This window comes from Bacillus sp. AK128 (assembly GCF_053903075.1).
In genome coordinates, this window is sequence record NZ_CP096379.1 from 3,279,397 (window position 1) to 3,304,862 (window position 25,466).

18 protein-coding genes are annotated in these 25,466 nt (G+C 39.1%); 1 reads left to right on the plus strand and 17 read right to left on the minus strand.

The window, feature by feature from the left end:
• Positions 1 to 115 precede the first annotated feature (115 nt).
• A complete protein-coding gene (gene addA, locus M1D60_RS16480; protein ID WP_456275925.1) occupies positions 116 to 3,865 on the minus strand; it encodes a helicase-exonuclease AddAB subunit AddA in 3,750 nt (1,249 codons plus the stop codon).
• Positions 3,843 to 7,349 carry a helicase-exonuclease AddAB subunit AddB gene (gene addB, locus M1D60_RS16485; RefSeq protein WP_456275926.1) on the minus strand — a complete coding sequence of 1,169 codons (3,507 nt, stop codon included), beginning with the start codon at positions 7,347 to 7,349 and terminating at the stop codon, positions 3,843 to 3,845. Before addB ends, addA begins: the two co-directional genes overlap by 23 nt.
• A 256-nt stretch (positions 7,350 to 7,605) precedes the next feature.
• Here addB and M1D60_RS16490 point away from each other — a divergent pair, with 256 nt between their 5' ends.
• Positions 7,606 to 8,748, plus strand: coding sequence for an MFS transporter (locus M1D60_RS16490; protein ID WP_456275927.1), 1,143 nt, complete (start codon positions 7,606 to 7,608; stop codon positions 8,746 to 8,748).
• A gap of 104 nt (positions 8,749 to 8,852) precedes the next feature.
• On the opposite strand, the gene M1D60_RS16495 is transcribed toward M1D60_RS16490, so the two are convergent.
• The 15 genes from M1D60_RS16495 to M1D60_RS16565 all read right to left on the minus strand — a co-directional run bounded on the left by M1D60_RS16495 (position 8,853) and on the right by M1D60_RS16565 (position 25,419).
• Complete coding sequence (locus M1D60_RS16495; protein WP_456275928.1) at positions 8,853 to 9,389, minus strand: GNAT family N-acetyltransferase; 537 nt, start codon at positions 9,387 to 9,389, stop codon at positions 8,853 to 8,855.
• 58 nt (positions 9,390 to 9,447) lie between these two features.
• Positions 9,448 to 10,941 (minus strand): class I adenylate-forming enzyme family protein, encoded by a 1,494-nt coding sequence (locus tag M1D60_RS16500; RefSeq protein ID WP_456275929.1) that lies wholly within the window; start codon positions 10,939 to 10,941, stop codon positions 9,448 to 9,450.
• A 78-nt stretch (positions 10,942 to 11,019) separates the two neighbouring features.
• Positions 11,020 to 11,601, minus strand: a complete 582-nt coding sequence (locus M1D60_RS16505) for a class I SAM-dependent methyltransferase (RefSeq protein ID WP_456275930.1) — start codon at positions 11,599 to 11,601, stop codon at positions 11,020 to 11,022.
• Between the two features lie 366 nt (positions 11,602 to 11,967).
• Positions 11,968 to 13,143, minus strand: coding sequence for a thiolase family protein (locus M1D60_RS16510; RefSeq protein WP_456275931.1), 1,176 nt, complete (start codon positions 13,141 to 13,143; stop codon positions 11,968 to 11,970).
• Positions 13,144 to 13,256: 113 nt separating this feature from the next.
• Positions 13,257 to 13,997, minus strand: a complete 741-nt coding sequence (fabG, locus tag M1D60_RS16515; RefSeq protein ID WP_456275932.1) for a 3-oxoacyl-ACP reductase FabG — start codon at positions 13,995 to 13,997, stop codon at positions 13,257 to 13,259.
• A complete protein-coding gene (phaZ, locus tag M1D60_RS16520) occupies positions 13,994 to 14,908 on the minus strand; it encodes an intracellular short-chain-length polyhydroxyalkanoate depolymerase (protein ID WP_456275933.1) in 915 nt (304 codons plus the stop codon). The genes fabG and phaZ overlap by 4 nt, the downstream gene beginning before the upstream one ends.
• A 126-nt stretch (positions 14,909 to 15,034) precedes the next feature.
• Positions 15,035 to 16,042, minus strand: coding sequence for a 3-oxoacyl-ACP synthase (locus M1D60_RS16525; protein WP_456279469.1), 1,008 nt, complete (start codon positions 16,040 to 16,042; stop codon positions 15,035 to 15,037).
• 8 nt (positions 16,043 to 16,050) lie between these two features.
• Complete coding sequence (locus M1D60_RS16530; protein WP_456275934.1) at positions 16,051 to 16,230, minus strand: hypothetical protein; 180 nt, start codon at positions 16,228 to 16,230, stop codon at positions 16,051 to 16,053.
• Positions 16,231 to 16,240: 10 nt separating this feature from the next.
• The gene (locus tag M1D60_RS16535; protein WP_456275935.1) at positions 16,241 to 17,254 is read right to left on the minus strand and encodes a branched-chain amino acid ABC transporter permease; all 1,014 of its coding nucleotides are present in this window, start codon (positions 17,252 to 17,254) and stop codon (positions 16,241 to 16,243) included.
• A 5-nt stretch (positions 17,255 to 17,259) separates the two neighbouring features.
• Positions 17,260 to 18,120 carry a branched-chain amino acid ABC transporter permease gene (locus M1D60_RS16540; protein ID WP_456275936.1) on the minus strand — a complete coding sequence of 287 codons (861 nt, stop codon included), beginning with the start codon at positions 18,118 to 18,120 and terminating at the stop codon, positions 17,260 to 17,262.
• A gap of 20 nt (positions 18,121 to 18,140) precedes the next feature.
• The gene (locus M1D60_RS16545; protein ID WP_456275937.1) at positions 18,141 to 18,842 is read right to left on the minus strand and encodes an ABC transporter ATP-binding protein; all 702 of its coding nucleotides are present in this window, start codon (positions 18,840 to 18,842) and stop codon (positions 18,141 to 18,143) included.
• Positions 18,832 to 19,593, minus strand: a complete 762-nt coding sequence (locus tag M1D60_RS16550; RefSeq protein ID WP_456275938.1) for an ABC transporter ATP-binding protein — start codon at positions 19,591 to 19,593, stop codon at positions 18,832 to 18,834. Before M1D60_RS16550 ends, M1D60_RS16545 begins: the two co-directional genes overlap by 11 nt.
• A 73-nt stretch (positions 19,594 to 19,666) precedes the next feature.
• Positions 19,667 to 20,947 carry a substrate-binding domain-containing protein gene (locus M1D60_RS16555; RefSeq protein ID WP_456275939.1) on the minus strand — a complete coding sequence of 427 codons (1,281 nt, stop codon included), beginning with the start codon at positions 20,945 to 20,947 and terminating at the stop codon, positions 19,667 to 19,669.
• Positions 20,948 to 21,325: 378 nt separating this feature from the next.
• Complete coding sequence (locus tag M1D60_RS16560; protein WP_456275940.1) at positions 21,326 to 24,565, minus strand: BTAD domain-containing putative transcriptional regulator; 3,240 nt, start codon at positions 24,563 to 24,565, stop codon at positions 21,326 to 21,328.
• 215 nt (positions 24,566 to 24,780) lie between these two features.
• On the minus strand, positions 24,781 to 25,419 hold the full coding sequence (locus M1D60_RS16565) for a TVP38/TMEM64 family protein (RefSeq protein WP_456275941.1): 639 nt from the start codon (positions 25,417 to 25,419) through the stop codon (positions 24,781 to 24,783).
• Positions 25,420 to 25,466: the final 47 nt, after the last annotated feature.

Sequence of the window (25,466 nt, forward strand, 5' to 3'; positions counted from 1 at the left end):
CTATTCTACCATGCCGAAAACTATCAATCTATCTTGATGGGCTAACAGATTTTGTAATTTCCGAGAATCTAAAAAGCACGAACTCTTTTTAGATGTCCGTGCTTCTAGAATTATTTTATACTTTCACAAGATGTTCACCATCAAAGAAATAAAGGTATTTCTCTTGAAGTGGTTTTTTCCATATTTGTTCAATTGCCTTACTATATAGCTCCACCTGAACTTCGTATCTATCTTTCAAGATCTGTTCTAATGGTTTGGAGCCTTTTGAAATTCCAGTTGTCACATCTGTTTTAAAATCTAACAACACCGTACCATGCTCGTCTTCAAATAAAAGGTCAATTACCCCTTGCAGTAGGATTGTTTCCGACTCACCCTGCCAATCTGGGTAAACCACATGTGAAGGTAACCCTAAACTAAACGGTACCTCTCTCATAACATCAGTTGCCTTTAAAATTCGCTGCCCTAATACTGTTTCAAAAAAAGTAACAATTCCAGTTACATTTATTTGACTAGATTGTTCTTCTGTTAATAGCTCATTGAAAACCATATAGGCAAGTAGCTCATTTACCTCTTTTTCTGTTACTGGTTGATCTAACCGGATATGCTGCATCACCATATGCATGGCAGTTCCTTTTTCAGCCGGGGTTAACGATTTTTCCTGCAAGAAACGTGGGCGATCCGTAATAGGCTTTTTCAAGGATTTTACAAGGGTTGTCTCACTATACGCATCATGAACCTCTCTCATTCTCTTAATCTCCGAAACAGTTTGTTTGGAACGATGAAGAGTAGCCGTTTTATGATGATATTCCCAAGTTAGTCTGCTTTCGATTTCTGCTTTAAATTCTCCCTCAAGCGAAACTCGTTCACCTTTTCTAATAGCTGAAAGGAGATTTTCATCAATGCCCGCCACTCCCTCAACTGGCAATTCTAGCTGTCTCGGATCAATCAACGAAAGGTTCCATCTCGATGGGTGGGTGGAGACCTCAGCATCAAGGGTAGAGGATTGCTCACTAGCCTCTCTTAACACCTCTGAATCAGAATGTCTTATTAATGCCGGGGCAATCCAGTCCATATAACATTTTGCTTTTGATCGCTCATAGCTTGGTAAAAGCCATTCCTGGTTTAGAAGCTGCTGATTCCATTGCTCTAGCTTTTTCTCTAACCGCTTGACTGTCCCAATTAAATAGAGTTTCTCCTTTGCCCGTGTTAAGGCAACATATAAAACTCTCATTTCCTCAGCCAGCATCTCATTTCTCATTTTTTGCCTAATCGCAAGCTGTGGAAGTGTTGGATAGGTAATTCTTAACACAGGATCGATATACTTTGAACCAAACCCAAGGTCTTTATGGAGTAAGAAGGTCCCATTCAAATCTCTCACATTAAAAGGTTTAGAAAGCCCTGCTACAAATACGACAGGAAACTCAAGACCCTTACTTTTATGGATCGTCATAATTCGAATAACGTCCTCCTGTTCACCTAATGCTCTTGCGGTTCCAAGGTCATCTCCGCGATCCTGCATTCTTTCAATAAAGCGGAGGAAACGAAATAGCCCTCTAAACGAAGTGGATTCATACTGTCTTGCGCGATCATATAGTGCCCGGAGGTTCGCCTGTCGTTGCTTGCCACCTGGCATTCCTCCCACAAAGTCAAAATAGCCTGTCTTCTGATAAATTCTCCAAATTAATTCGGATAAAGATCCAAGTCTGGCATATTTTCTCCATTTTTGAAGCATCAGGTAAAATTCCATAAGCTTCTCATACGTTTGACTGTAAGAGGAGGATTCTACTCCTGTTTCAATGAATGCTTTTACTGAATCATAAAACGAACCTTTCTTATCCTTTAAACGGATGATTGAAAGTTCTTCTGCATTTAACCCAACAATTGGTGAACGAAGGACAGATGTTAAGGGAATATCCTGATATGGGTTATCAATCACCTTCAACAGTGATAACATAATCGAAACCTCGGTTGCTTCAAAATATCCTGTAGAAAGATCCGCATACACGGGGATACCATGTTGCTTAAACTCATCCATTATCTGGGGAGCCCAAGGCATTGATCGAAGTAGAATCACAATATCTCGATACGTTATATCTCTATTTCGACCAAGCTTTTTATCAAACACCTGATACTGCTGTTGAATAAGCTCTTTTATTTTACCAGCCATTAACCTTGCTTCTAATTGAACAGTTTCTAATTCAGCTGGATCAAAACCTTGCTCCTCATCCACCTCTGGCTGTTCATCACCATCATGATTGACAATAAGTAATTCTGCTTTCGTATCATGATGCTCTGGATAACTTGCTCCTAGCTTCAATTCTGCCTGTTCATCATAGGTAATCTCTCCAACCTGCTCGTCCATAATCTGTTTGAAAATATAATTCGTTCCATCTAACACCTCTGAACGGCTTCGGAAGTTTTGAGACAAGTCTATTCTCAGCCCATGCTCATTGCCTTCAGGAGAAAACATCTTATATTTTTTCAAGAAAAGTCCAGGCTCAGCTAAACGAAAACGATAGATCGATTGCTTGACATCTCCGACCATAAATAAATTCCCAGCATCAGGCTTGTCCTTACATACAGAACGAATAATAGACTCCTGGACATAGTTCGTATCCTGATATTCATCTACTAGTACTTCATTGAAGTGACGCTTGAAATATAAAGCTGCTGCAGATGGTGTGTAGTGATCACTTCCAGCCGTTTTTTCTCGTAAAATATTCAAACAGTAATGCTCTAAATCTGCAAAATCAACTAAGCTTTTGGATAGTTTCACCTTTTCATATCGCTCTCCAAATTTACGCACAAGCTGGGTTAAAGCTTCTATAGAAGGCTTCATCTTAAGTAAATCTTGTAAATAGGAATCCGGCTGTCGATCAAAAAAGTCTTCCTTAATTTGCTTAACCGCATTCTTAGCCTGTTCCCTTAAATCCTTCACCTGTTCCTTAAGAAGCTCGTCGTACTCATCACCTTTAACTGTTTTGAGAGTACTAAACTTCAGTTGCTGAATTCGCTCATAAAGCTCCTCCCAGCTTGATTCATAAGCTCTCTCTAACTCGTCAATTTGTTTTAGATCTTCTTCAATATTAACAGCCCTTGGTGCTGGACCACCTGGAATTCTGGTCATCTCTAATGCCTGGTGTAGCATCGCTTTTGCCCCACTTAGCTGCATGTATATTTCTCTTTGAAGGACAGATAGGATGCTTAGATCATTAACTCTTGTATTCTCAGAAATTTGATAAGCATCCATTAACCCCTGTAACCAAAGATCAGGACTTGGATGGGCACGTGATTCGTCATAAAGCTTCCTTACCATAATCTGTAGGTCACTATCACTTCGATCTCCCGTATAGCGATCAACTAAATCAAAGAACGCCTCATTTCCTTCGGTTCCATACTCTTCTTCAAATAACTCCTCCATGACTTCTTCACGAAGTAGCTCCGCTTCTGTATCCTCTGCAATCCTAAATGAAGGATCTATATCAATGAGATAATAATACTTTCTTATTACTTCTAAACAAAAGGAGTGGAGCGTCGAAATAGAAGCACGGTTTAATAGACTTAACTGCCTTCTTAAATGTAAGGATGCTGGATTTTCAGAGATAGCTTTTTCAAGAGCTTCTCCAATTCGATGTCTCATTTCAGCAGCTGCGGCATTCGTAAACGTAACAATTAATAGTCGATCAACATCTACTGGATGGTCCTTATCCATTACTTTTCGAATGATTCGTTCTACGAGAACGGCTGTTTTTCCCGATCCAGCAGCAGCAGCCACTAATATATCTAATCCTCTTGCAGTGATAGCTTTCCACTGGTCATCTGTCCACTGAGCTCCTTCAGGTTTAGCTGGAAGGGAGAGTTTCATGCTGTAACACCTCCTGCTTTATACGTTCTAATACAGTCGTATCATCAGAACCTTGTAGAGTACGGAATTTATTTTCATCTAGACCATCATCAAATTGACAAAATGGCTTGTAACTACAATACGTACATGGTTTACGATCCTTTAATTGGTAAGGACTAATCTCGACATTTCCACTGACAATGTCTTGTCCAATATTTTGGAAGGTTTTCCTCACATATTTTCGCAAATGAGTAAATTCCTCTTCACTCGCAATAGATGAATTACTATAAAAGCCACCTGTTTTCTTAAGTCCTGCCGAAACAATTCGTGAATGCCCACTTTCTAAGGTGGAATCCATTAATCTAACAGACTCTTCGTCCCCAAGAAGTAACCCTTTCATCTTAAAGCTCTTCAATAGCTCCTCTTCGATTTCTTCTAAAGACAGCTCAGATTTTGTCTTTAGCAATGGATTATGAACATGGAAATATAAGACACCTGCTGGCTTCGTTTCGTGCCCAATCCAAGACTTTGAATGAGATAGAACAATATCGAGATAGGTTAACATTTGTAAGGATAATCCGTAGTAAACCTCTGATAGATTTAGAGCCTTTTGACTTGATTTATAATCAACAATTCGTAAATACGTACCTTTTGAACCCGTTGCCATGTCTACTCGGTCAATTCGACCCATTAACTCAAGCTTTGCTCCGTTTTCAAGATCTAACTGAATAGCTGGTAGCTGTCCATTTCGACCAAAGCCTAGCTCTAGACCAACCGGGGTAAATCCACTCGCTTTGGCATGTTCACTTAATACAATGGAAGCTCTACTAATTACATTTGTTAGCTTTCGCTTTAAATAATGATAGCGGTTAGAGCTTAGCAGAATTTCCTTTTGAATTTGTGGTGCAAGTATATTTACAACCTGGTTGGCTAGCACTTCACTTTGTGTTTTCGTTAATTCACTCCAGGTAAGCTTCTGCCTTTGAAGCTCGTCCGCCATCATCTTTAAGGCTGCATGAAAGAATTGACCGATGTCTGGAGCTTCAAGGCGATAGATTTGACGTTCCTGTAAGCGTAGTCCGTAAGATGCGAAATGCGAAAAAGGACAACTCTGGAATAACTCCATTCTTGACACACTTCCAACAAGTGTACTTCCATAAAGCTCCTCGCTCACCTGAGTTGGTAATGCCTTTTCACGATTTTGATAAAATAAGCTTTTCAATACTCTTGTTCGAAGACTTTTCCATTCCTTCTGATGCTCATATGCATTGTACACATCCCACCATAGAGGTGAAATTGGATAATATTTTTTCCAAAGCTGTAGCTGAGAAGCTAAATAAGCAATGGTTTTATAAGGAGTCGTTATATACTCTAGCTGCTCTTGTTCCGATAATTCTGTTGGGTCTTGGAGTACAAGTTCTTCTCTTATAGAAGGAAATAAGTCCTTGATTCTCTTGATAAAAATAGATGGAACCAGTGATTTCCCTTCTTCATTCGCTAATGGATAGGAAAGCCATAGCTGGTTTGCTGGTGATGAAACAGCCATATATAATAAAAATTGCTCATCCAGTAGCTGTTGCTTTCCTCCAGGGGCGAGCTTTAACCCTGTATTCCCTAAAAGCTCTCTTTCGTTCTCATTTAAGACTCCATCCTCACTAGGAACAGCAGGAATGACTCCATCATTTATGCCAAGAATAAAGGTTGCCTTAATTCCTGAGAAACGTGAATGTTCAAAATCCCCAACGACAACTTGGTCGATGGCCGGTGGGACTAGAGCAAAACGTAATGCCTCAATGCCTGCTTCCATCATAGATTGGAAAATTGGGAAGGAGACCTCTTCTTCCCCCATTAACTCAACAAATTGATCCAATAACTCGACAACCGCACTCCATACTTGTGAATGTTCACGAGCCCTGGTTACCTCATTTTCATTTTCTGCATCATAGCGCCACTTTTCTAGCTTTGTTGGGACCTCGAGCTCTTCCAATAGCAGATATAGGGCTTCAGCATATTGTCTTCCCGTCTTCGCCTTTTTTAACCTTCCTTCAAATTGCAAAAGAGGCACTGAAATAATCGTCCGAAGCCGATCAATCTTTTGCTCTGTCTCCTCTTCTGATGTGGTTTTCGCTAAGCCTTGATCATCAATTCCGACAAATCTACTGTATTTCCACTTTGTTTTGTCTTTCCATCGATATCCTTGGATCCCATACGCAAGGACATAGTTCTCCAATACATCAAAGTCTTCTCTGATGGTTGCTTCGTCTGCTTCGGCTGGGTACATGAGGTCTGTTTTTACACATCTAAATACCGTTTCATATCTCCAGCTACTTGAAATTACTTCCATCGCAGATCGAATGAATTCAATTAAAGGATGATGAAGCATCGCCCGCTTTTGGTCAATAAATAAAGGAATGTCATATTCCTCAAAAATAGTTTCAAGTAAATCCTGATAAACCGTTGTATTTCTTAGAATGACGGCCATATCTCGATAGCGATAGTGATCATCGCGCACAAGTCGGAGTACTTCTCTTGCAACAGCCTCAACCTCTGTTCGACGATTCACTGCTGATCGTAATTGAATCCCAGTGTCTTTCTCTGCTGGTACAGTCGGTCTAGATTCGAAATGCTGCTCAAGATGTTGAAGACCAGGAACAGCTTCTGAACGAAGATTTACTGATTGAACAACAACCTTTACCTCTTTCCCCATCTGTTCAGCAATTTCTTTTAGCTTAAGATAGGTTTTACCTGTCATATGAAATAACTGAAGCTCATGAGGTTCCCTAGTGAGCGGCCTGTCAAGGGTAATCGCTATTTGGATATCTTTGCAAACCTCTAATAGCTTTGCTAAAACCTCAAATTCCTGTGGTGTAAAGCTATGAAAACCATCAATATAAAGTGTCGCTTCCCTTAAGTAAGCCGATTGTGGAATTTTCTCTGCAAGCAAACGGAGGTAATCCTCTGAATCTACGTATTTCTGAAATAATTCCTGTTCGAACTCCTCAAAGATGATTGAGAAATCATGGAGTTTATGGAGAAGAGTAACATCCCCTTCACCTCCATGTTGTAAACTTTCTAACTGCTGCTTAATTCCAACAGGAGTTACACAATACCGCTTGCATTCTTGAATCATCGATTCTATATGTTCAACAAAACCAGCTTTTTCAGCTGCTTTTCCATAAACGACAAAATCCTGCTTTCGTTTCTCAATAATTCTTCTAATAAGCATGCTTGTCCCAACATTATTTAGATGGTACCGGCTCATCCCACCAGTCTCCTGCAACACTCTCCATGCGAGGCGTGTAAAGCTGAAAACTTGGGTACGGAGCATACCACCGAGACCTGGCGTTTGTACTAAATCATATTCAATTTGGAACGTCATTTGATCTGGAACGAGATAAACAATAGGAGAGCCAATCGGTTTAGCTAGCAATTCCCCACGTACCTCTTCTAAAAAACGGAAAGTCTTACCACTCCCAGATCTTCCAAGTACTATTTGAAGTGTCATCCTCTGACATCCCCTTTTTATAATTTGCTCTGTTAAAGATTTTACTGGCGTGAATGGCCTGTAACCAAAACCAACAACAAAGATTAACAGAGCCTAAATTTAATATGTTTCTACTATCTTTCTATTCTACTAGAATACTTTTCTTTGTTTCAATGCACAGTATATGGAGAAGACGACTTTCCAGTAGTTACTATCTTGAATAGGATAGTTATTATGTTGATAACCATCCCCAATTTAAAGGAGGTGCTTTAAGCTAATGAGCTCTGCAAACCGCCTCATTGCTGCACTACTTGTCGTTACTGGTGTCTTCGTTGCAAGCAATATCTATACATTAATTCCCATTTATGATGTACTATCTCAAGATTTGAATACCACCACATCAGTTATTGCATTAGGTAGTACTTCCTTTACACTTTGTTATGCAGTAGGATTATTAATATTTGGTAGCTTGTCTGATGCAATTGGTCGAAAGCCGATCCTTATAATAGGGATGCTCATTTTTGCACTTACTAGCTTACTAGTTGCTTTTGCCGATTCAAAAACCATGATCATTTTAACAAGGGGTTTACAAGGCTTCGCTGGTGGCAGCTTTGCTCCGATTGCGTTTGCGTATACATTTGACTTATATAAAGGAAAATATCTTGCTCTAATCTTAAGCTTAATTAATACAGGCTTTTTAGTGGCTGGCATCTTAGGACAGCTAATTAGCGCAAGTATTACGGCTCATTATAGTTGGGAACATGTTTTCTATTTCTTTTCCATTATATACTTATCCGTGTTTATTTTATCTTTGAAGCTTTTACCCCAACAAACAGCTGAAGTAAAACCATCCTTTCATCCAATAAAATCTATCAAGTTATTTGCAAGGCTTTTAAAGTCAAGAAACTTACTTTTATGCTATCTGATTACATTTAGTTTATTGCTAACCCCTCTTTCCTTTTATGATACGCTCAATCAGTACCTTTCACCATATCATACGGCTGATGAGCTTTTCACGCTCAGAGCAATTGCCCTATTAGGAACGGTTCTGTCTTTATTTGGTGGCTTCATTAATGATAGGTTTGGGTTGAAGGGAAGTTTTTACATTGGAATTTTCGTACTAATTAGTGGCCTAATTCCGATGTTAGTCGCTCCTTCTTACTTTGTAATTATGTGTTCTGCCGTCCTGTTAGTTGCAGCCACTAGTATTTTAATTCCTACTATCATTGCGATCATCGGTACGATTGAACAGCGTGCTCGAGGTAGTGCCATTGCTTTATACTCCTTTACATTATTGGTGGGCGCAAGCTTTGGCTCAGTCCTTACGTCATTGTTATCGTTTCAGGGTGTCCTACTATTCCTTTTGTTTTATGGATTGATAAATATTTGGATGATAAAGAAAATTTCCTATTCTATATGATCTCCATTTTAGAGTGAGTGTTAATCTTCTTTTTAATTATTTGGAAACCTTAAACAGCAAAAAGGATCAACCAATCCGTTGGTTAATCCTTTTTGACTATTCATCTATTTCAGGTATTCATCACGCAACAAACCATATAATAGCATGTCATGTCGCTTTTGATCTCGTTCTAGAAAAGAACGGTATGTACCCTCTTTAACAAAGCCGAGCTGTTCATATAGCCTTTTAGCCTTTTCATTATAATCAAATACTGTCAGTTGAAGACGATACAAATTAAATTCAAGGAAAGCCAGTTTCAAAGCTAGCTGCAATGCTTCTTTACCAAACCCCTTACCTCTACTTGCCCCACCAACTCCTATTGAAATCCACGCAGTTCGATGGTTCCATAGAATTCCATCAATTCCAACGATCCCGACAATATGTTTCGTACTATGCTCACGAATGGCGAAAAGAAAATCCTTTTCAGAGTTTAAGTCAATCATGTTTTGGATATCTTTTTGTTGCTTTGGAATTGACAACACTGCATCCATATTCCTAGTAAACTCTTCTTCCTTATACCATTCCTCAATCACTTGTACATCTTCTTGCTTTAATCGATCTAAGTAAACATGTTCGCCTTTTAATAATGTAAACTGTACCATTCTCAAATGCTCCCTTCTCCTTTATTTTAAAGGAGGGAGTGTTAATTATCTAGAAAATTTATCCAACATCAACCTGGTAATTTTCCTTTAAGAATCGTTTATCAATTTTTCCAACATGGGTTTTCGGTAAATCTGTCATAAGCCAAAATAATTTAGGAACCTTATATTTTCCTAGCTTCGTTAGACAGTATTCTTTAAGCTCTTCCACTGTTACATAGCTGTTTGGTAAAACCGAAACAAACGCAGCTACAGCCTCTCCCCATTTGGAGTCGGGGAGCCCTACTACCGCCACCTCGGAAACAGAAGGATGATCTTGAAGACAATGCTCCACTTCAAGAGGATAAACATTTTCTCCTCCTGTAATAATCATTTCCTTTTTCCGGCCAACAATATAGAAATACCCATCCTCATCCATTTTCGCTAAATCGCCAGTATGAAGCCACCCATCTTGAACCGTTTCTTTAGTCGCAACAGGGTTATTCCAATACTTTTGGAACACATGGTTTCCGTATAATAGCAATTCTCCCACCTCATGGGGGCCTGCTTGTTCTCCGTCTTCCTTCATCACTTTAACCTTATTAAACATCATGGGTTTCCCAATTGATCCTTTTTTCTTACTTGCTTCAGTTGGGTCTATATAAAAATTATTAGGACCTGCTTCTGTTAACCCATAGCCTTCTTTAAAAGCTATTCCTTTTTTGGCAAAAGCTTCATAAATCGGTAGAGGGCAAGGTGCTCCTCCAGACAGAAAGGTTTTCATATGTTGAAATGAGGCATCCTGAAAAGCCTTTTCCTGAATAATTAGATGGTACATCGTTGGAACCATTAACGAAATTGTACATTTTTCTTTTTCAATAAGATGAATCGCCTGTTTCGCATCAAAGTCATTAGCAATTAGCACGGTTCCACCCATTAATAGAATAGGAAGTGTGAGCGCATTTAATCCACCAGTATGAAACATCGGTAAATATGTTAACGTAACATCATCGGCACGAAGATCCCAACTTACGATTGTATTAAGGGCATTCCAGCCAATATTAGAATGTGTCAACACTACCCCTTTTGATTTCCCCGTAGTCCCACCTGTATAAATAATGGTTAATGGATCTTCCTCGGATAAAACCTGCTTGGCATCATAAATACGAGCTTGATTAAAAATTTCATCATATTGATGAACATCAATCTGTACTTGTTTCTTGAGACCTGGAAGTATTTGTTGAAATCGAGAATGATAAGCTATCAATTCCGGCTCACAATCATCTACTATGGTTTGAATCTCATTTGCGGACAGACGCCAATTTAAAGGCACAAAGATTGCTCCAAGCTTCATACACGCAAAAATAAAATCAAAATAACTTATGTGATTGGGGCAAATAATGGCCACACGATCCCCTTTTTTTATACCTTGTTCCTCAAGATAACACGCTAATATATGAGCACGCTGGTTTAGTTGATAAAAATTCCAACGTTGATTTGTTTCTCCATCAACAACCGCAATACGATCGGGTGTTAATTGTGAGCGCTTCTCAATCCAATCTAGATCCCATCTCACATGTACTCTCCCCTTTTGTAACTTTATATGCACTATCATAAGAATAACTAGTTGCAAATGAGTTACATGCTGAGAAAGTTAATGAAGAATTGCCTTTTTAGTAGCACAGTATGTACGCATAGGTGGCAGATTACGTAAGAAGTATTGATCCTCTACCTCTTCAAAATAGTTTAATAAGTATTCTTTTAAGTGTTCATCCTTTTGAAAGAAGGTTTGATACGGAAGGAATCTTCCCCCTTGTTTTAAGACTGTGTAGGTAGTTCCAACAATCTGTGAACGTAGCTGATCGTCAAAAAAGGAAAATGGAATACCCGAGAGAATGTAATCAGCCTTTTGTTCTTGAGTTTCTAATAAGATGTCATTAACACTTTCAGCACTTTCATGATATATAAAAATATTAGGATTCTCCTGAAATGCTCTCTTTAGGATGGAGACAAAATTTTTATTCTTCTCAATTAAAATGATTTTCGAATCCGAAGTTAGCTTAGATTGAAGGTAGTTAGTAAATACTCCAGTCCCAGGTCCGTACTCAATAATGACATTTCTTTTATTAAAGTCAATTCTGTTACAAATGCTTTTCACACCATATTTTGAGGTAGGTGTAATGGATGCTATATCGGGATCGGAGAATAAATTCTTAATGTAAGAAATAGTGCTCATATTGCCTCCTAGGATAGACGTCTCATATTGTTTCGTTTAGTGTTTTTAGTTTGGAAGGCTTTTATTCATTGTTTTCGGAGAAAAGAAGGGACTATTGAGGTGAAATGGAGCTTCTTAGGGCCGATTTGACTGAAATCTGTAGTGATTGGATGATAGATTTTTAACTTAAGAGGATTTTTATTTACACTTTTTTAGATTTAATGGACAACTTTTTTAGTTAATCAACGATTTTCCCGCTTTAACAACGAAACCATTCACTTTATCAACGAAAACCAAGGATTTATCAACGATTATACATTTTTTCACATTCCAACAGACAAAAAAATAGAGCAGCCTTTTGCTGGCTACTCAACGGAAATTCACTTATTATACTCTTTCTAAAAACACTGCCGCACCCATTCCGCCACCTACACATAGTGAGGCAATTCCTTTTGTTAGCTCTCTACGGCCAAGCTCATGAACAAGACTTGTGACAATACGGGCACCAGTGCAACCTACAGGGTGACCTAGACTAATACCACTTCCATTCACATTGACAATATCGCGGTTTAATCCTAGCTCTTTTTCAACCGCTAAGTATTGAGCGGCAAAAGCCTCATTTACTTCAATTAGCTCCGCATCTTGAATGGTCCAGCCAACTCGCTCTAAACCTCTTTGAACTGCAGGAACAGGACCTCTTCCCATTACTTTAGGATCCACACCCGACACCTGGAAACCAACTATTTTAGCTAAAGGCTTCAGGCCTCTCGCTTTAGCAGTTTCTTCATCCATTAATACTAATGCAGATGCCCCGTCGTTTAACCCAGAAGCATTACCAGCTGTTACTGTACCATCTTTGCGGAAAACGGTCTTAAGCTTCGCTAAGTCTTCTTTCGTTAGCTGTGCACGTGGATGTTCATCTTTGGTAATAACCGTTTCACCTTTTCGGGACTTAACCGTAATCGGAACAATTTGGCTATCGAAATACCCGTTTTCAATTGCGTTGACCGCTCTCTGATGACTTAGGTAAGCAACCTCGTCCTGTTCTTCTCTTGAAATTTGATGAAGATCTGCAAGATTTTCTGCAGTCTCTCCCATCATCATCTTATGGATAGGATCCTCTAGGATTTCCCATACCGTATCCGTTACTTGACTATGCTGTAATCTCGAGCCCCAACGATGCTGTTTTAACACATACGGGCTCGAGCTCATGACCTCAACACCACCTGCGACAACGACATCAGACAAGCCCGTCTGAATTTGCATTGCTGCCGAAATAATCGCCTGCATACCTGAGGCACATTGACGCTGAATCGTATAACCCGTTGTTTCATCAGAAAGTCCCGCTAATAATGCCGCAGTTCGAGCTGTATTAGGCTCATCCGTCCGCTGAATACAATGGCCCAAAATAACCTCATTTACATCGTTGGAAGACAGCCCACTTCTAGATACCGCCTCCTTTAAAACAGGAACAATCAAATCAGTTGGCAATAAATCCTTAAACACACCACCAAAATCCCCAATCGGAGACCGAACCGCCGAAGTAATCACAACATTCCTCATCTTCATTCCCCCATACTATATAAATTGTAAATTTTCTTCTTTCAAAACCTCTCTTTATCGCATTAAAGCGATGGGGGCCTGACCCCCATCACTTTAAAGTGGTAAAGTATATGCTACATCATGATGCCACCGTCTACATTTAGGACGGTCCCTGTTACATAGTCTGAGTCACTTGATGATAGGTATAAATAGGCTTTTGCAATATCTGCAGGCTTTCCAAGTCTTTGTAATGGGACCATGGCAACCATTTGTTGAATTACTTTATCTGGTACGGCCGCAACCATATTTGTTTCAGTAAATCCTGGTGCGACAGCGTTTACATTGATTCCCTTTCGACCAAGCTCCTTCGCCCAGGTTTTCACCATACCGATGACACCGGCTTTTGTAGCCGCATAATTGGTTTGACCAACGTTCCCATAAACTCCAGATACGGAAGAAGTGACAACAATCTTTCCACTACCTTGTTCAATCATATGTGGCACCACTGCTTGAGTACATTGGAAAACCCCTGTGAGATTTACATCTAGTACACGTTGAAAATCCTCAGTCGACATCTTCGTTAACATGGCATCTCTTGTAATACCTGCATTATTTATTAAAATATCTATGCGACCATAAGCTTCAATAGTCGTATTAACCATTGAATCAACACTGTTTCGGTCCGCTACATTTACCTGCACAAATAATGCATCGCTTCCCTCTGCACGAAGTTCTTCTGCTCTTTTAGCTCCTACAGCTTCATCGTAATCAGCCAGAACAACGCGAGCACCTTCTTTAGCGAATAGTCTTGCTGCTTCTAGGCCAATCCCATTAGCCGCTCCTGTTATGATGGCTACCTTATTTTCTAGTCTCATTGTATTTCCCCCACTCTTTTGTTTAAAAAGCTTGTAACTGTATTCACTAGCTGTTCTAAATCATCAATTGGAGCGGAATGCCCACAATTTTTTAGCACAATGGATGTCACATAATTGCTATCTAAATCAGCTATTATTTCATCAGTCATTGATCGGGTAACGACTAAGTCACGTTCACCGCTCAAAACTAGGGTAGGAATCTGAATTCGGTCTACTAAACTAGTACCCTCCGTTAAACCATTATGAGTCCTACTAATATTAAAAGTATTTAAAGCATGGTAAACATCTACTAAGTTTCGTTGGGTTAGCATATCATCAACATATTCTTCGTACTTTTCTGGAGATGGCTGGTTCACATTGTAAATGACTGCATTCCAGACGGCTTTAAGAAACACTCGGTCTTTATCGTCATATGCTCTTTGGATCGGAATGGAACGAACCGGGTCTTGTTTGATTTCATCCAGTGATTGGTACCGCTGGTTTAAATCAATTTGTCCCAACGAATCTACTCCATAAAACGGATAACCTCTTGTAGATGCCGAAGCTAGTAAAATAAGCTCCTTCGCATATCCAGGATAATCCGCTTCAAATTGCATAGCGATTGCTCCACCTGTTGACCAACCCATTAATGAGAAGTCCTTCATCCCAAGTGCATCTACAAACAACTTAACATCATCTGAAAAATCCTTAATGCTTGTAATAGGGAATTGATAAGTTGAAAGACCAAAACCTCTAAGATCCAAAGCAGTCACATGGAACTCTTCCGGTAACGCTTCCATAAAGATGTCCCAATGCTTAGAAGAAGTCATATTTCCATGAAGTAAAAGTAGCTTCTTCTCCCCACCCTCACGAATTCGATACCCGTAAGTTTCATTATTAGATAGCCTTATAGTCTTTAATTGGATACTCATGCCGATTTTCCTCCCTTTTAGTCGATCTTTCTTTATTTCTTTTATTTCTGCTTAGTCTTTTCACTGTCCTTTATCACATTAACGCATTGGGGGCCTGGCCCCCAATGCGTTAATGTATGAAAGTGTTTAGCTTCCCCAGCGTATGGTTGTGGCTCCCCATGCGTAGCCAATGCCTGCACTGACTAGTACGATTAGGTCACCGTTCTTGATTTCCCCTTGGCGTTCGGCTAGTTCTAGGGATAGAATTTGGTCAAACTGGCCCATATGGCCGTAGTCTTCAAGGTAGATTGACTGGTCTTGAGTTAATCCTAATTCGCGTAATACATAATCATGGGCGGATTTTTTCATATGGAGAATTCCGATATAATCAATATCCTGTTCGGTCGCGTTGCTCTTTTCGAGAGATTTGCGGATGACCTTTAGGAAATTTTGCATAGATTTTTCTTCTAGACGCTGCTTCATTCCTTCTGGATCAATAACATCTAATTGATTACGCTTTTCTTGAATGGCTTGGATTGAGATGGGCTCCTTCGTTCCACCTGCCACCACGACAACGTCTTCAGAGAAACTTCCATCGGTCATGATATGGCTCTCCAATAGTACATTGCGTTCATAGCCTTTTTGAAGAATCATTGCCCCGCCGCCTGCTGATAAATTATACATAAACCGAGTTCTAGGATTCTCATAATCTATGAAATCCACATTTCGATAACCACCTGCTAATAACACAGTTTTTACAGATGGATCGGCAATCATCATATCCTTGGCTACCTTCAAGGCCATAACCGTTGTGCTACATCTTAAGGCCACGTCATAAGCCCAAGCATTTAAGGCTCCCACCTCTTGCTGCAATTTAATACCTGCCGTCCAAAGTGGATATTCCTTATGCTCTTCCCCAATGTAGATGACTAAATCAATCTCTAAAGGGTCAATACCTGCTCTTTCAATAGCCTGCCTAGCAGCTAAAACACCCATATGACAGGTATGATCATCCGGTCCAGGAATCGGTTTTTGCTTAATCCCTAACTTCTGTTCAATGACCTCCTGTGGAATACCTGATTTCCGAGCAAGCTCACCACTACTCATTACTGTATCAGGTATATACATGCCAATACTTCGAATACCAATTGTCATCATGACCGTCACTCTCCTAAAACCCGCTTCATGTACATCAACATATCATCAAGACTTTGAACGGATATTTCTTCTTCTCCCTGTACATGCTTGATTTTTATTCGCCAAAGCTTTTTACCTGTTAATTCCTGAACCTCAATACAGTTGCATCTAATCACAAAAGAAGTAATTTGCTGAACATCCTCCATATTCACGGCCCTACCTTGTGACATCAACTTTTTGCTCAGTGTTTGTCACTTTTTCTACCTTTTTACGATTCATAAACCAATCCTTCAAGGTTCCAACAATACCTTTTGGAAAGAACATAACCGCTAAAATATAGATAATTCCAAAGAAGATAATCCATCTTTCAAAAATCCAGTGAACCTTTGCTAAATCGGTTAGCCAGTGGTGTGCAAATTCAATTAACCCTGCACCGATAATCGCTCCAATTAATGTCCCTACTCCACCAATAATTGTCATGAGAAGTGCATCTAAGGTAATATCCATTGTAAAAACAGACGTGTTAACAAAGCGAAGAGTTAACACATAAAAAGAGCCTGCAATACTTGCAATAATTCCAGCTACCACACTAGCAAAAACCTTATAATGGAGAATTCTATAACCTAACGACTCTGTTCTCGATTCATTTTCTCTAATTGCCTGAAGAACTTTTCCAACTGGAGAATTTGTAAACCTTTTTAATGCAAAGAATACAAGAATCATTAATAATAGAGTTGTAAAATATAAAACCTCACGTTCCTTTAAAGCATCCGGTATTCTAAAAGTAAATCCATCATTTCCACCGGTTAATGATCTCCATTTTTGAGCTCCTACTAAAAACAATCCAGCAAATGCTAGCGTAAGCATTGCATAGAAATGACTTTTTAGTCGTAATGATAAAACCCCAACAATTAAGCTTACAATTGCTGCTATAATTATCCCGGCTATGATTCCAATCGCTAGAGAAAGATAAGATGCCTCTAAACGGTCAAGGATAATTCCTGTCGAATAAGCTCCAATACCAAAAAACATCGCATGTCCAAACGAGACAATCCCAGTGAATCCAAGCAAGATGTCATAGCTCATCGCTAAAACGGCAAAGATAAAGATTTGTGTAAACAAAATAAGCATCTGACGTTCATCATTTATAAAAGGAAATAGTAGAAGAAAAATCCCCACTAAACTGTAATATAAAATTGGTTTCTTTAAGCTGTTTTGAACTAAATTCATTATTCTCACCCCTTCATTTGGAAAAGTCCCTGCGGTCTAAAAATAAGTACAATTACCATTAATAGCATATTAACGGCTAAAGAAAGCTCAGGAACGTAATACGCCATAAAAGAGCCAGATAATCCAACTAAAACGGCTGCTAAAACAGAACCCGTAATATTCCCCATTCCTCCAATAACAACCACAATGAAGGCCAGAATTCCAAACTCTAATCCCATCTCTGCATAAATAACACCTGAATATGGTCCGAGTAATACTCCACCTAAAGCTGCCATTGCCGATCCAATCATGAAAACAATCATAAATACTCGTTTAATATTGACCCCTAGCGCTTGAACCATTTCTTTATCCATTACTCCCGCACGGACAATTAAACCAAGCTTCGTTTTTGTTAAAAGTAAATGAATCGCTAAAAATACAAAAGCACCTACCACAATAATGAAGAGACGATATTTAATTAAAATGACACCGCCCCACTCCCAGCTACCCGATAACCAATCAGGTGTAGTTGAGCTTAATTGATTAGGTCCCCATACAACCTTTAATAATTCACTTAACACGAGCATTACACCAAGTGTTATTAAGATTTGTTGGACATGATTCCCATACACAGGCTGAATAATAAACCGTTCCATTAAAAATCCAAGAATCAGCCCCACTACAATTCCACTTATAATCCCAACTAAAAAATTATCCGTTACCGCGTATGACCAAGCCCCTGCATAAGCCCCCCATGCAAACAGACCTCCATGCGCAAAATTCAGCACATCCATTAATCCAAAGATCAATGTTAATCCTGCAGCTAATAAGAAAATTAACATACCCGTTGCTAATCCGTTAATTGCTAGGTTTAATAACACTTCCATCTTTAGACCTCCTCTCCACCTTAGGCAATTCCTAAATATTTTTGACGAAGGACTTGATCCTCTTTTAATAAAGACATATCCCCATCTAAAACTGTTCTTCCATCATCAACAATATAAAAATGGTCTCCGATTGTACTAGCCATCATAAAATTCTGCTCCACTAAAATAATCGTCGCTTCCTTTTTTAACTCTTGAATGGCGTTCATAACACCCTCAACTACTATTGGAGCTAACCCTTTACTCGGTTCATCGATTAGTAGCAATTCATTATTTCCAATAAATGCTCTTGCCATCGATAGCATTTGCTTTTGTCCACCGCTTAGAGTGCCACCAGCCTTCTTCCAAAACTTCTTTAAATCTGGGAAAAGCGTTAAAATCCAGTCGAGCTTCTCTAACGTTTCCTTGTTACTATTTTGCATGGCTACTTTCATATTTTCTTCAACGGTTAGTCCACTAAAAATCCCTTGATTCTCTGGTACATAACCAATCCCACGCTTGGCAATCTCGTACGTTGGTAAACCTTGAATCTCTTGATCATTGAAAAGGATTTTACCTTTTGAAGCAGGATTTAGTCCCATGATTGATCTCAAAGTGGTTGTTTTCCCGGCTCCATTCCTACCTAATAGGACGGTAACCTCTCCCTTTTTTGCCACAAAAGAGATTCCCTGAAGGATGTGATATTGCTCAATATATGTTTCAATATTTTCAACCTTAAGAAGCATCGTGTAAGCCCCCTAAATAAGCTTTTTGAACTGTCTCATTTTCCATAATTTCCTTCGGAGAGCCATCTGCTAATAACCCACCATTAAATAAAACCGTTACAGAATCTGATAAATCCATAATCATATCCATTTTGTGTTCTATTAGAATAATTGTTTTATTCGCCTCTTCTTTAATTTGGCGAATAACATCTAGTATGGCAGGTACTTCTTCAATCGACATTCCCGCTGTTGGTTCATCTAGTAAAATAATTTCAGTATCTAATGCTAAAAGCATCGCGATTTCTAGCTTTCGTTTCTCACCATGAGCAAGATTTTTAGCTAAAGAAGTAGCTTTCTTTTCTAGGAGTACCTTCCTCAACAATTCAAAAGATTCCTCTTCAAGGCCCTTTAATGATTGAAAATGAGAAAAAAAGTTATAAAGTATTCCTTTTCTTGACTGAACAGCCAATCTAACATTCTCTAGTACTGTTAAATTAGGAAAAACATTAGTTATTTGGAATGAGCGACCAATTCCTTTTCTTGCTCTTTCAGTAGGAGAAAGCTTCGTGATATTCTCTCCCTTGAAAAACACTTCACCCTTTGTTGGTGCAAGTTGACCACTTAATAAATTAAAAAAGGTCGTTTTTCCGGCACCATTTGGGCCGATGATGGATTTAAAGTGGTTGGATGGGACTGAAAAATTCACTTCATCAACCGCAACATGCCCTCCAAACGAAATGGTTAAATCTTTGGTCTCAATTATTTTTTCCATACTGGTTCACCTACCTATTTAGAGTGAAAAGGAACTTAAGGTATTAAACCATAAGTTCCTTACCAATTTTCTTTTACTTATTACGAACAGGTGGAGCTGTTTCTTCTGGGCTAAGCTCTCTGATTAAGACAGGAACTGGGTAATCTACTCCATCAACCTTTTCAAGTTTGACTGCATATAGAGTTTGAAGTGCTTGATGATCCTCTGCTCTAAATGTCATCTTACCCTTAGGTGTTTCAAAGCTCATACCTTCCATTGCAGAAATTAAGGTATCTGCATCTGTATTTCCGTCTGTTTGCTTAATCGCCTCAACAATCGCAAGTGCTGCACTCATACCACCTGGAGTGAATAAATCAGGTACGGCACCATCGAAACGTTTCTTATGCTCTTCCACTAACCAATTGTTTATATCGTTTTGTGGTAAAGTATGATAGTAAACAGTGAATCCTTCCATCCCAACTAGTGCATTCATTGTAGAAAGAGCTGCGATATCAGGAGCACCTGTAGAAATTTTAATACCCTTTTCTTGAACCTTCATATCAGAAATTTGGTTCCATGGAGAGTTAGCTCCCGCCCAAACTACAAATAAATAATCAGGATCTGCTTCAATGATTTTCTGAATATTTGATGTAAAGTCTGTTGCAGCTGGATCAGCAAATTCCTCATGGACGATTTCAGCACCTAATTCCTTTGCTGCTTCACTAAATGCTGCAATTCCGTCTTGACCAAAAGATGAATCTGGTGCAAGAGTTGCAATTTTCACACCTTCACCTGCAATAGCAGCTGCGCCTGCAACGGCATCCTGTGAAGAGTTACGAGCTGTTCTAAACACATATTTATTCCATTCAGACCCAGTAATACTATCTGCTACAGCAGGTTCTACTACCATTACTGTCTCGTAATCCTCTGCTAAAGGAAGAACCGCTAATGTATCACCAGAGCTAGAAGAACCCACTAAGAAATCTACTTCATCCTCTTCTAAAAGCTTAGTAGCCTTTTGAATTGCAACCTCTGGCTTTGTTTCCGTATCTTCAACAATAAATTCGATTTTCTGACCATTTATTTCGCCTGTTCCATCAGTTGCATAATCTAAACCAAGCTCAAAACCTTGAACCGTTTGTTTACCATATGCTTCAAGTGCACCTGTCATCGAAGCAAGCACACCAATTTTAATTGTTGGCTTTTCAGCAGTCTCTTCACCAGCAGTACTTTCTTCACTTTCAGTACTTTCTTCTGACTCCGATCCACTTCCCTCACTAGAAGTCGTACCAGTACTACCACCACTACAAGCAGACAAGACAAGAAGAAATGCTAGCATTAACGAATAAAACCCGTACCATTTCTTATGACCCATATAATTTCCCCCTTTTCGTTACATCTCCATTACGTTTGGAAACGTTAACAATAATGTATTAGGTAGTAGTTACAAATGAGTTACAAAACCGAAAAGCGGAAGCGTTTTAATGGATGACAGGCTAAGTGCGCAACGTCCTGTTGCAACGCCTGTCTGACCTGCATCCTGCAGGCCTCCGACAAGCAAATGTTCCTCTGGCATAAAAAAGGGTGCTCTTTCCCTTTTATATGACAGAGGGTTATTTGACCTCGAGGGCCTAGGCGCTGTAGCTAGACAAAACCGAAAAGCGGAAGCGTTTTAATGGATGACAGGCTAAGTGCGCAACGTCCTGTTGCAACGCCTGTCTGACCTGCATCCTGCAGGCCTCCTTCACCCGACCTATTGCATCTTCGTAATCATGTCATACATTTGTTTCGTGGGTTCCATTGGCTCAACACCTAGTTCTTCTTGGAGGCAGTCGCGGCATTTTTTGTACCATTTAATCGCTTGAGGGCGGTTATTCTTCTGATAGAAACAGAACATAATGAGACGATAAGCCTCTTCCCAGGTTCGATCCTTGGATAAAATATTTTCACACCAATGGATTGCTTCCTCGTAATTCGAGGTTTGAACAGACAGCTGGGCCATTTTTTCTGCTCCCCGCAAATAATAGACTAATAATCTTTCTCTTTCCGAGATACACCAATCCTCATAACGTCGCTCTGGTAAATAATCACCATCATAGAGCTCTAGCCCCTTTGTTAAGAAGCTTAATGCTTTTTCATTGTCTCTTTCCTTAAGACCTGCTCTAATCCAACGCTCAAATTCATCCGCATCCAAATAAATACTAGCTTTTGGGTTTAACCCATATGATTGACCATCCCGGTTAAAAAAGAAGGGATTTGATCTTGCTTTTCGATTAGGTTCAATGGCTGTATTTAAGGCGTTAAAGGCAACCTTAAAATCACGAATGGCTGCTTTCTCATCTGTATCTGGCCAGACTAGTGAAAAAATGTTTTCCTTCTGGAGGTAGCTATGTCGCTTCGTAATGAAAATCTCAAACAGCTCCCTTGCCTTGACACGCTGCCAATCTCGTTCACGAACCTCTTTATCCCCGATCCACACTCGGAATCTTCCAAGTGACTGAATTCTTAACGTATAGCCTGGATGACTTTCCACATCATGATATCCTAGCTCATTTAAAAGGGATGTCACATATTGCCGTTGAATCCCTTTAACCTGGGCCTCAATCAGAAGTGGCGTCATCGATTGTAAATCTTTTGGCCCAAAGTTCGTACGACTGGAAAAAATAAATTCATAGCTACCAATTTGAACATAGTTTAAAAAGCTAGTGAATGATTCTTGGAATTTCGTCTCTTTTTCTAATTGAAAGTAAAGAAAAGACTTCCATAAAAACGTCAAGCAAATCCCGTATTGATCACCACAAAAATCAAACTGGTCATGTGCTTTGTTGAGCCATTCCTCCGCTTCCTCAAACCGCTCAGCATGAAGACAAGTGACTGATATACAAAGCTGTATACAGGCAGAAAGCCAAAGGTCGTTTACTTCATCTGTTTCACTCAGTGCTCTCTTGCCAAATTCCATTGCTTTTTCAAAGGCACCGTCTCTTCCGTACAGCATACATAAACCCATTAACGGCTCGGCCTTCCCCCTAGATACTCGTAAATCATCCATCATCTCTAGTGCAGTGTCATAACATTTTTTGGCTAGAGATGGATCATAACGGTCAATCAATTGCACGGCATGACCCATTCTAATCCAACCGCAAGCTTCCACAAATGGTGCTTTATACCGGATTCCTTCTTGTATTCCTGTTTCGGCTAACTCCTTCGCCTGTTCCGGCTTTCCAACAAAACACTCAATTAAAGCTAACAGTAAATTTGTTTCTCGGTGGGACTGTTGCAAATGTGTATGATCAATATGATTAGAAGTTTGCAAATCAAAATTCTTCTTACTTTGCAAGATTCTTTTCGCTTCGTACAAATTACCTGTACGTAGTTTTAGACGTGCCTCTAAGTTTCCAACATCATCTAGTTGATAATTTTCCAACGCTTTTTGAAACCATTTTTCTGCCTTTCTCGCTTGCCCAGCGTTAATTAAGTTTTCTGCCATTAACAGATAAACCTTTGCCTTCTCGCTTGATAAAGCGTTTTCATTTTGTTCCATGATATCAATAGAACGTTGAAGTAATCGGTCTGCTTTTCCTGGTGAAATCGTATCTAAGTAAATATAAGCATGACCTTGTAATGCTTGACACTCGCCCTTTATATCACCAGCTTGATTGGCAAGAAGGGCCGCTTGATGATAATGATTTTCTGCCTCTCGATATAAACATTGATATCGAAGCACTTCTCCCTCCAAAAAATGCAAGTGATAAAACAGTTGCTTTTGTTCATCGGAAATCCTCCGAAGCCTCTCTAGTAAACTATCAAGTTTGCCGTGCTGAATTAATGTTTCTCCAAACTCATTTAGTAAATAGGCAATCTCTTCGTACTCATCAATTTGTTCTAAATGATAAATCGCTAATTCTAACTGGTTCCGCTTTCGATAATAATGAGACGCACGTTTATGGAGTTGAGTAAATTTAGATTTCTGTAGACTTAGCTGTTGCTCTAAAAACTCCTTAAACAAGGCATGGTAACGATATTGATCCTGTCCGATTTGTTGTAGGAATAGATTTTTTTGGAGTAATAATTCAAGCATCTCCTTTGATCCTGAGATTCCAAGTACGTCATCACAAATAGAAGGGGTTAGCTCTTCAAAAATACAGGTTTGTTCAAGGAATTGCTGAACCATCGGTGTCTGTTTCACTAAAACTTCCATTGCTAAAAATTGAAACAAATCTTCCATCGATCCATATTTATTTTGTAAAAGCTTTGATAAATCTCGGTGATGATTAAGCTGCTGAATCACCATTTGTAAGGCAATAATCCATCCCTCTGTTAGTTGATAGATTTGTCCAATTTCATTCTCAGAGAAATCAAGACTATATACATCTGTAAACCAGGCTTCTATATCTTCTTTGGAAAACATCAAATCATTTTCAGTTATTTCTAGTAATGAACCCTTTAGCTTTAAATTACTAATAATTGGCCATTGCGGACGGTTCCTACTAAGTAAAACAAGTCTAAGGGTAGAGGGCATGTTCTCTAAAAACCAAAGAATCCATTCCTCAATTTGACTAGAATGTTGAACAAGATGAAAATCATCAATGATCAGGACAATCTCACTATCTATTGAAATCATTTCATTAACTAGCATGGCACTAAAGCTTCGAATCTCCTCATCACGGGCGTAACGGGTCATTTTAGTTAAATATTGCAGCAATTCTTCCCCAAAATTCGAATACTTTCCTTGAATGGCCGAAATAAAATAAGTTAAGAAAGGAATCAGTTCATCTTCATAGCTTGATAGACTATACCAACAGTAGGTTCGTCTAGAATCAGCTAAAAAAGTAGCAACAGCTGTACTCTTGCCATATCCAGGACCCGATTGAACAATCGTTAAAGGCGAGTTGAAAATGAGTTGAAGTTTCTTTGTTAAGGAGGGCCTTCGCAAAATATCATCTTTAATACTAGGAGGTGTTAACTTAGTTTGAAGTATAAAAGAGGAAGCCACATCATCACACCCTATAAGTTAATTGGATTTTATTTCTATTTTATCACAATATATAAAGGTTACTAGGTTGTTTTTTCCCATAAGAAAAAACCCTATTACGGGTTTCAAAGGAAATCGCTATATGTTGAAATGGATTGTAACGTCGAATTACTTTCCAGTCTACCTGACAGGGGTTTTACAATACCGAAGCCGCTAAATCTGGAAATTCTCCCTACCTACTCCCTTCCACGCATTTTTTCTTCTTTATTATTTAAATATATTTCTACTCGCTTCCCTATCAACCATAAAATAAAAATGACCAGGGCTACAATTGCGGTTCTAATTGGTTGCTCAATAAGAGATTTAAGATCATAGCCAATAAAACTAATGATAAAGACCATTACCATTTTCCCTGTTAAAACCGCTAAAATGAACTGTGCAATACTAACACGTGATAAAGCGGCTACCACATTAATGATAGCTGAAGGAGAAAACGGGAAACAAAGAAGGAGAAAAAGTGGCCCAAACCCGTGCCTCTCTACCCAATCCATCAATTTCTTCACCTGTCTATTCCTACTTAAAAACCGAAAGATCCGCTTTTGTCCTAACCTTCTAATGACTAAGAATACGATAATTGCACCTAGACTCGTACCAAGCCATGAATATAGGAATCCTAACCACAGTCCAAAAGCAGCCGCATTCCCCACTACAAATACAACCAAAGGAAGAAAAGGTAGAATAGCCTCTAGCATTGGGAGAAAAATCCCAGGTAGGGGACCTAAATCTCGGTATTCTTCCATTAACTCTTCTATATTTTCTAAAGTGAAATACTCTTGTATGAATAACCAAAATTGCTGTAACGAATCCATTTCCATTAATTAATTCTCCTAGAGTATGTATTAAAACGTTCAATAAATAGCTT

Bases quoted from the DNA above. Each gene is read 5' to 3' on its own strand.
- addA (WP_456275925.1), bottom strand. From the start codon at position 3,865: ATGAAACTCTCCCTTCCAGCTAAACCTGAAGGAGCTCAGTGGACAGAT.
- addB (WP_456275926.1), bottom strand. From the start codon at position 7,349: ATGACACTTCAAATAGTACTTGGAAGATCTGGGAGTGGTAAGACTTTC.
- M1D60_RS16490 (WP_456275927.1), top strand. From the start codon at position 7,606: ATGAGCTCTGCAAACCGCCTCATTGCTGCACTACTTGTCGTTACTGGT.
- M1D60_RS16495 (WP_456275928.1), bottom strand. From the start codon at position 9,389: ATGGTACAGTTTACATTATTAAAAGGCGAACATGTTTACTTAGATCGA.
- M1D60_RS16505 (WP_456275930.1), bottom strand. From the start codon at position 11,601: ATGAGCACTATTTCTTACATTAAGAATTTATTCTCCGATCCCGATATA.
- M1D60_RS16510 (WP_456275931.1), bottom strand. From the start codon at position 13,143: ATGAGGAATGTTGTGATTACTTCGGCGGTTCGGTCTCCGATTGGGGAT.
- fabG (WP_456275932.1), bottom strand. From the start codon at position 13,997: ATGAGACTAGAAAATAAGGTAGCCATCATAACAGGAGCGGCTAATGGG.
- phaZ (WP_456275933.1), bottom strand. From the start codon at position 14,908: ATGAGTATCCAATTAAAGACTATAAGGCTATCTAATAATGAAACTTAC.
- M1D60_RS16525 (WP_456279469.1), bottom strand. From the start codon at position 16,042: ATGACAATTGGTATTCGAAGTATTGGCATGTATATACCTGATACAGTA.
- M1D60_RS16530 (WP_456275934.1), bottom strand. From the start codon at position 16,230: ATGGAGGATGTTCAGCAAATTACTTCTTTTGTGATTAGATGCAACTGT.
- M1D60_RS16535 (WP_456275935.1), bottom strand. From the start codon at position 17,254: ATGAATTTAGTTCAAAACAGCTTAAAGAAACCAATTTTATATTACAGT.
- M1D60_RS16540 (WP_456275936.1), bottom strand. From the start codon at position 18,120: ATGGAAGTGTTATTAAACCTAGCAATTAACGGATTAGCAACGGGTATG.
- M1D60_RS16545 (WP_456275937.1), bottom strand. From the start codon at position 18,842: ATGCTTCTTAAGGTTGAAAATATTGAAACATATATTGAGCAATATCAC.
- M1D60_RS16550 (WP_456275938.1), bottom strand. From the start codon at position 19,593: ATGGAAAAAATAATTGAGACCAAAGATTTAACCATTTCGTTTGGAGGG.
- M1D60_RS16555 (WP_456275939.1), bottom strand. From the start codon at position 20,947: ATGGGTCATAAGAAATGGTACGGGTTTTATTCGTTAATGCTAGCATTT.
- M1D60_RS16565 (WP_456275941.1), bottom strand. From the start codon at position 25,419: ATGGAAATGGATTCGTTACAGCAATTTTGGTTATTCATACAAGAGTAT.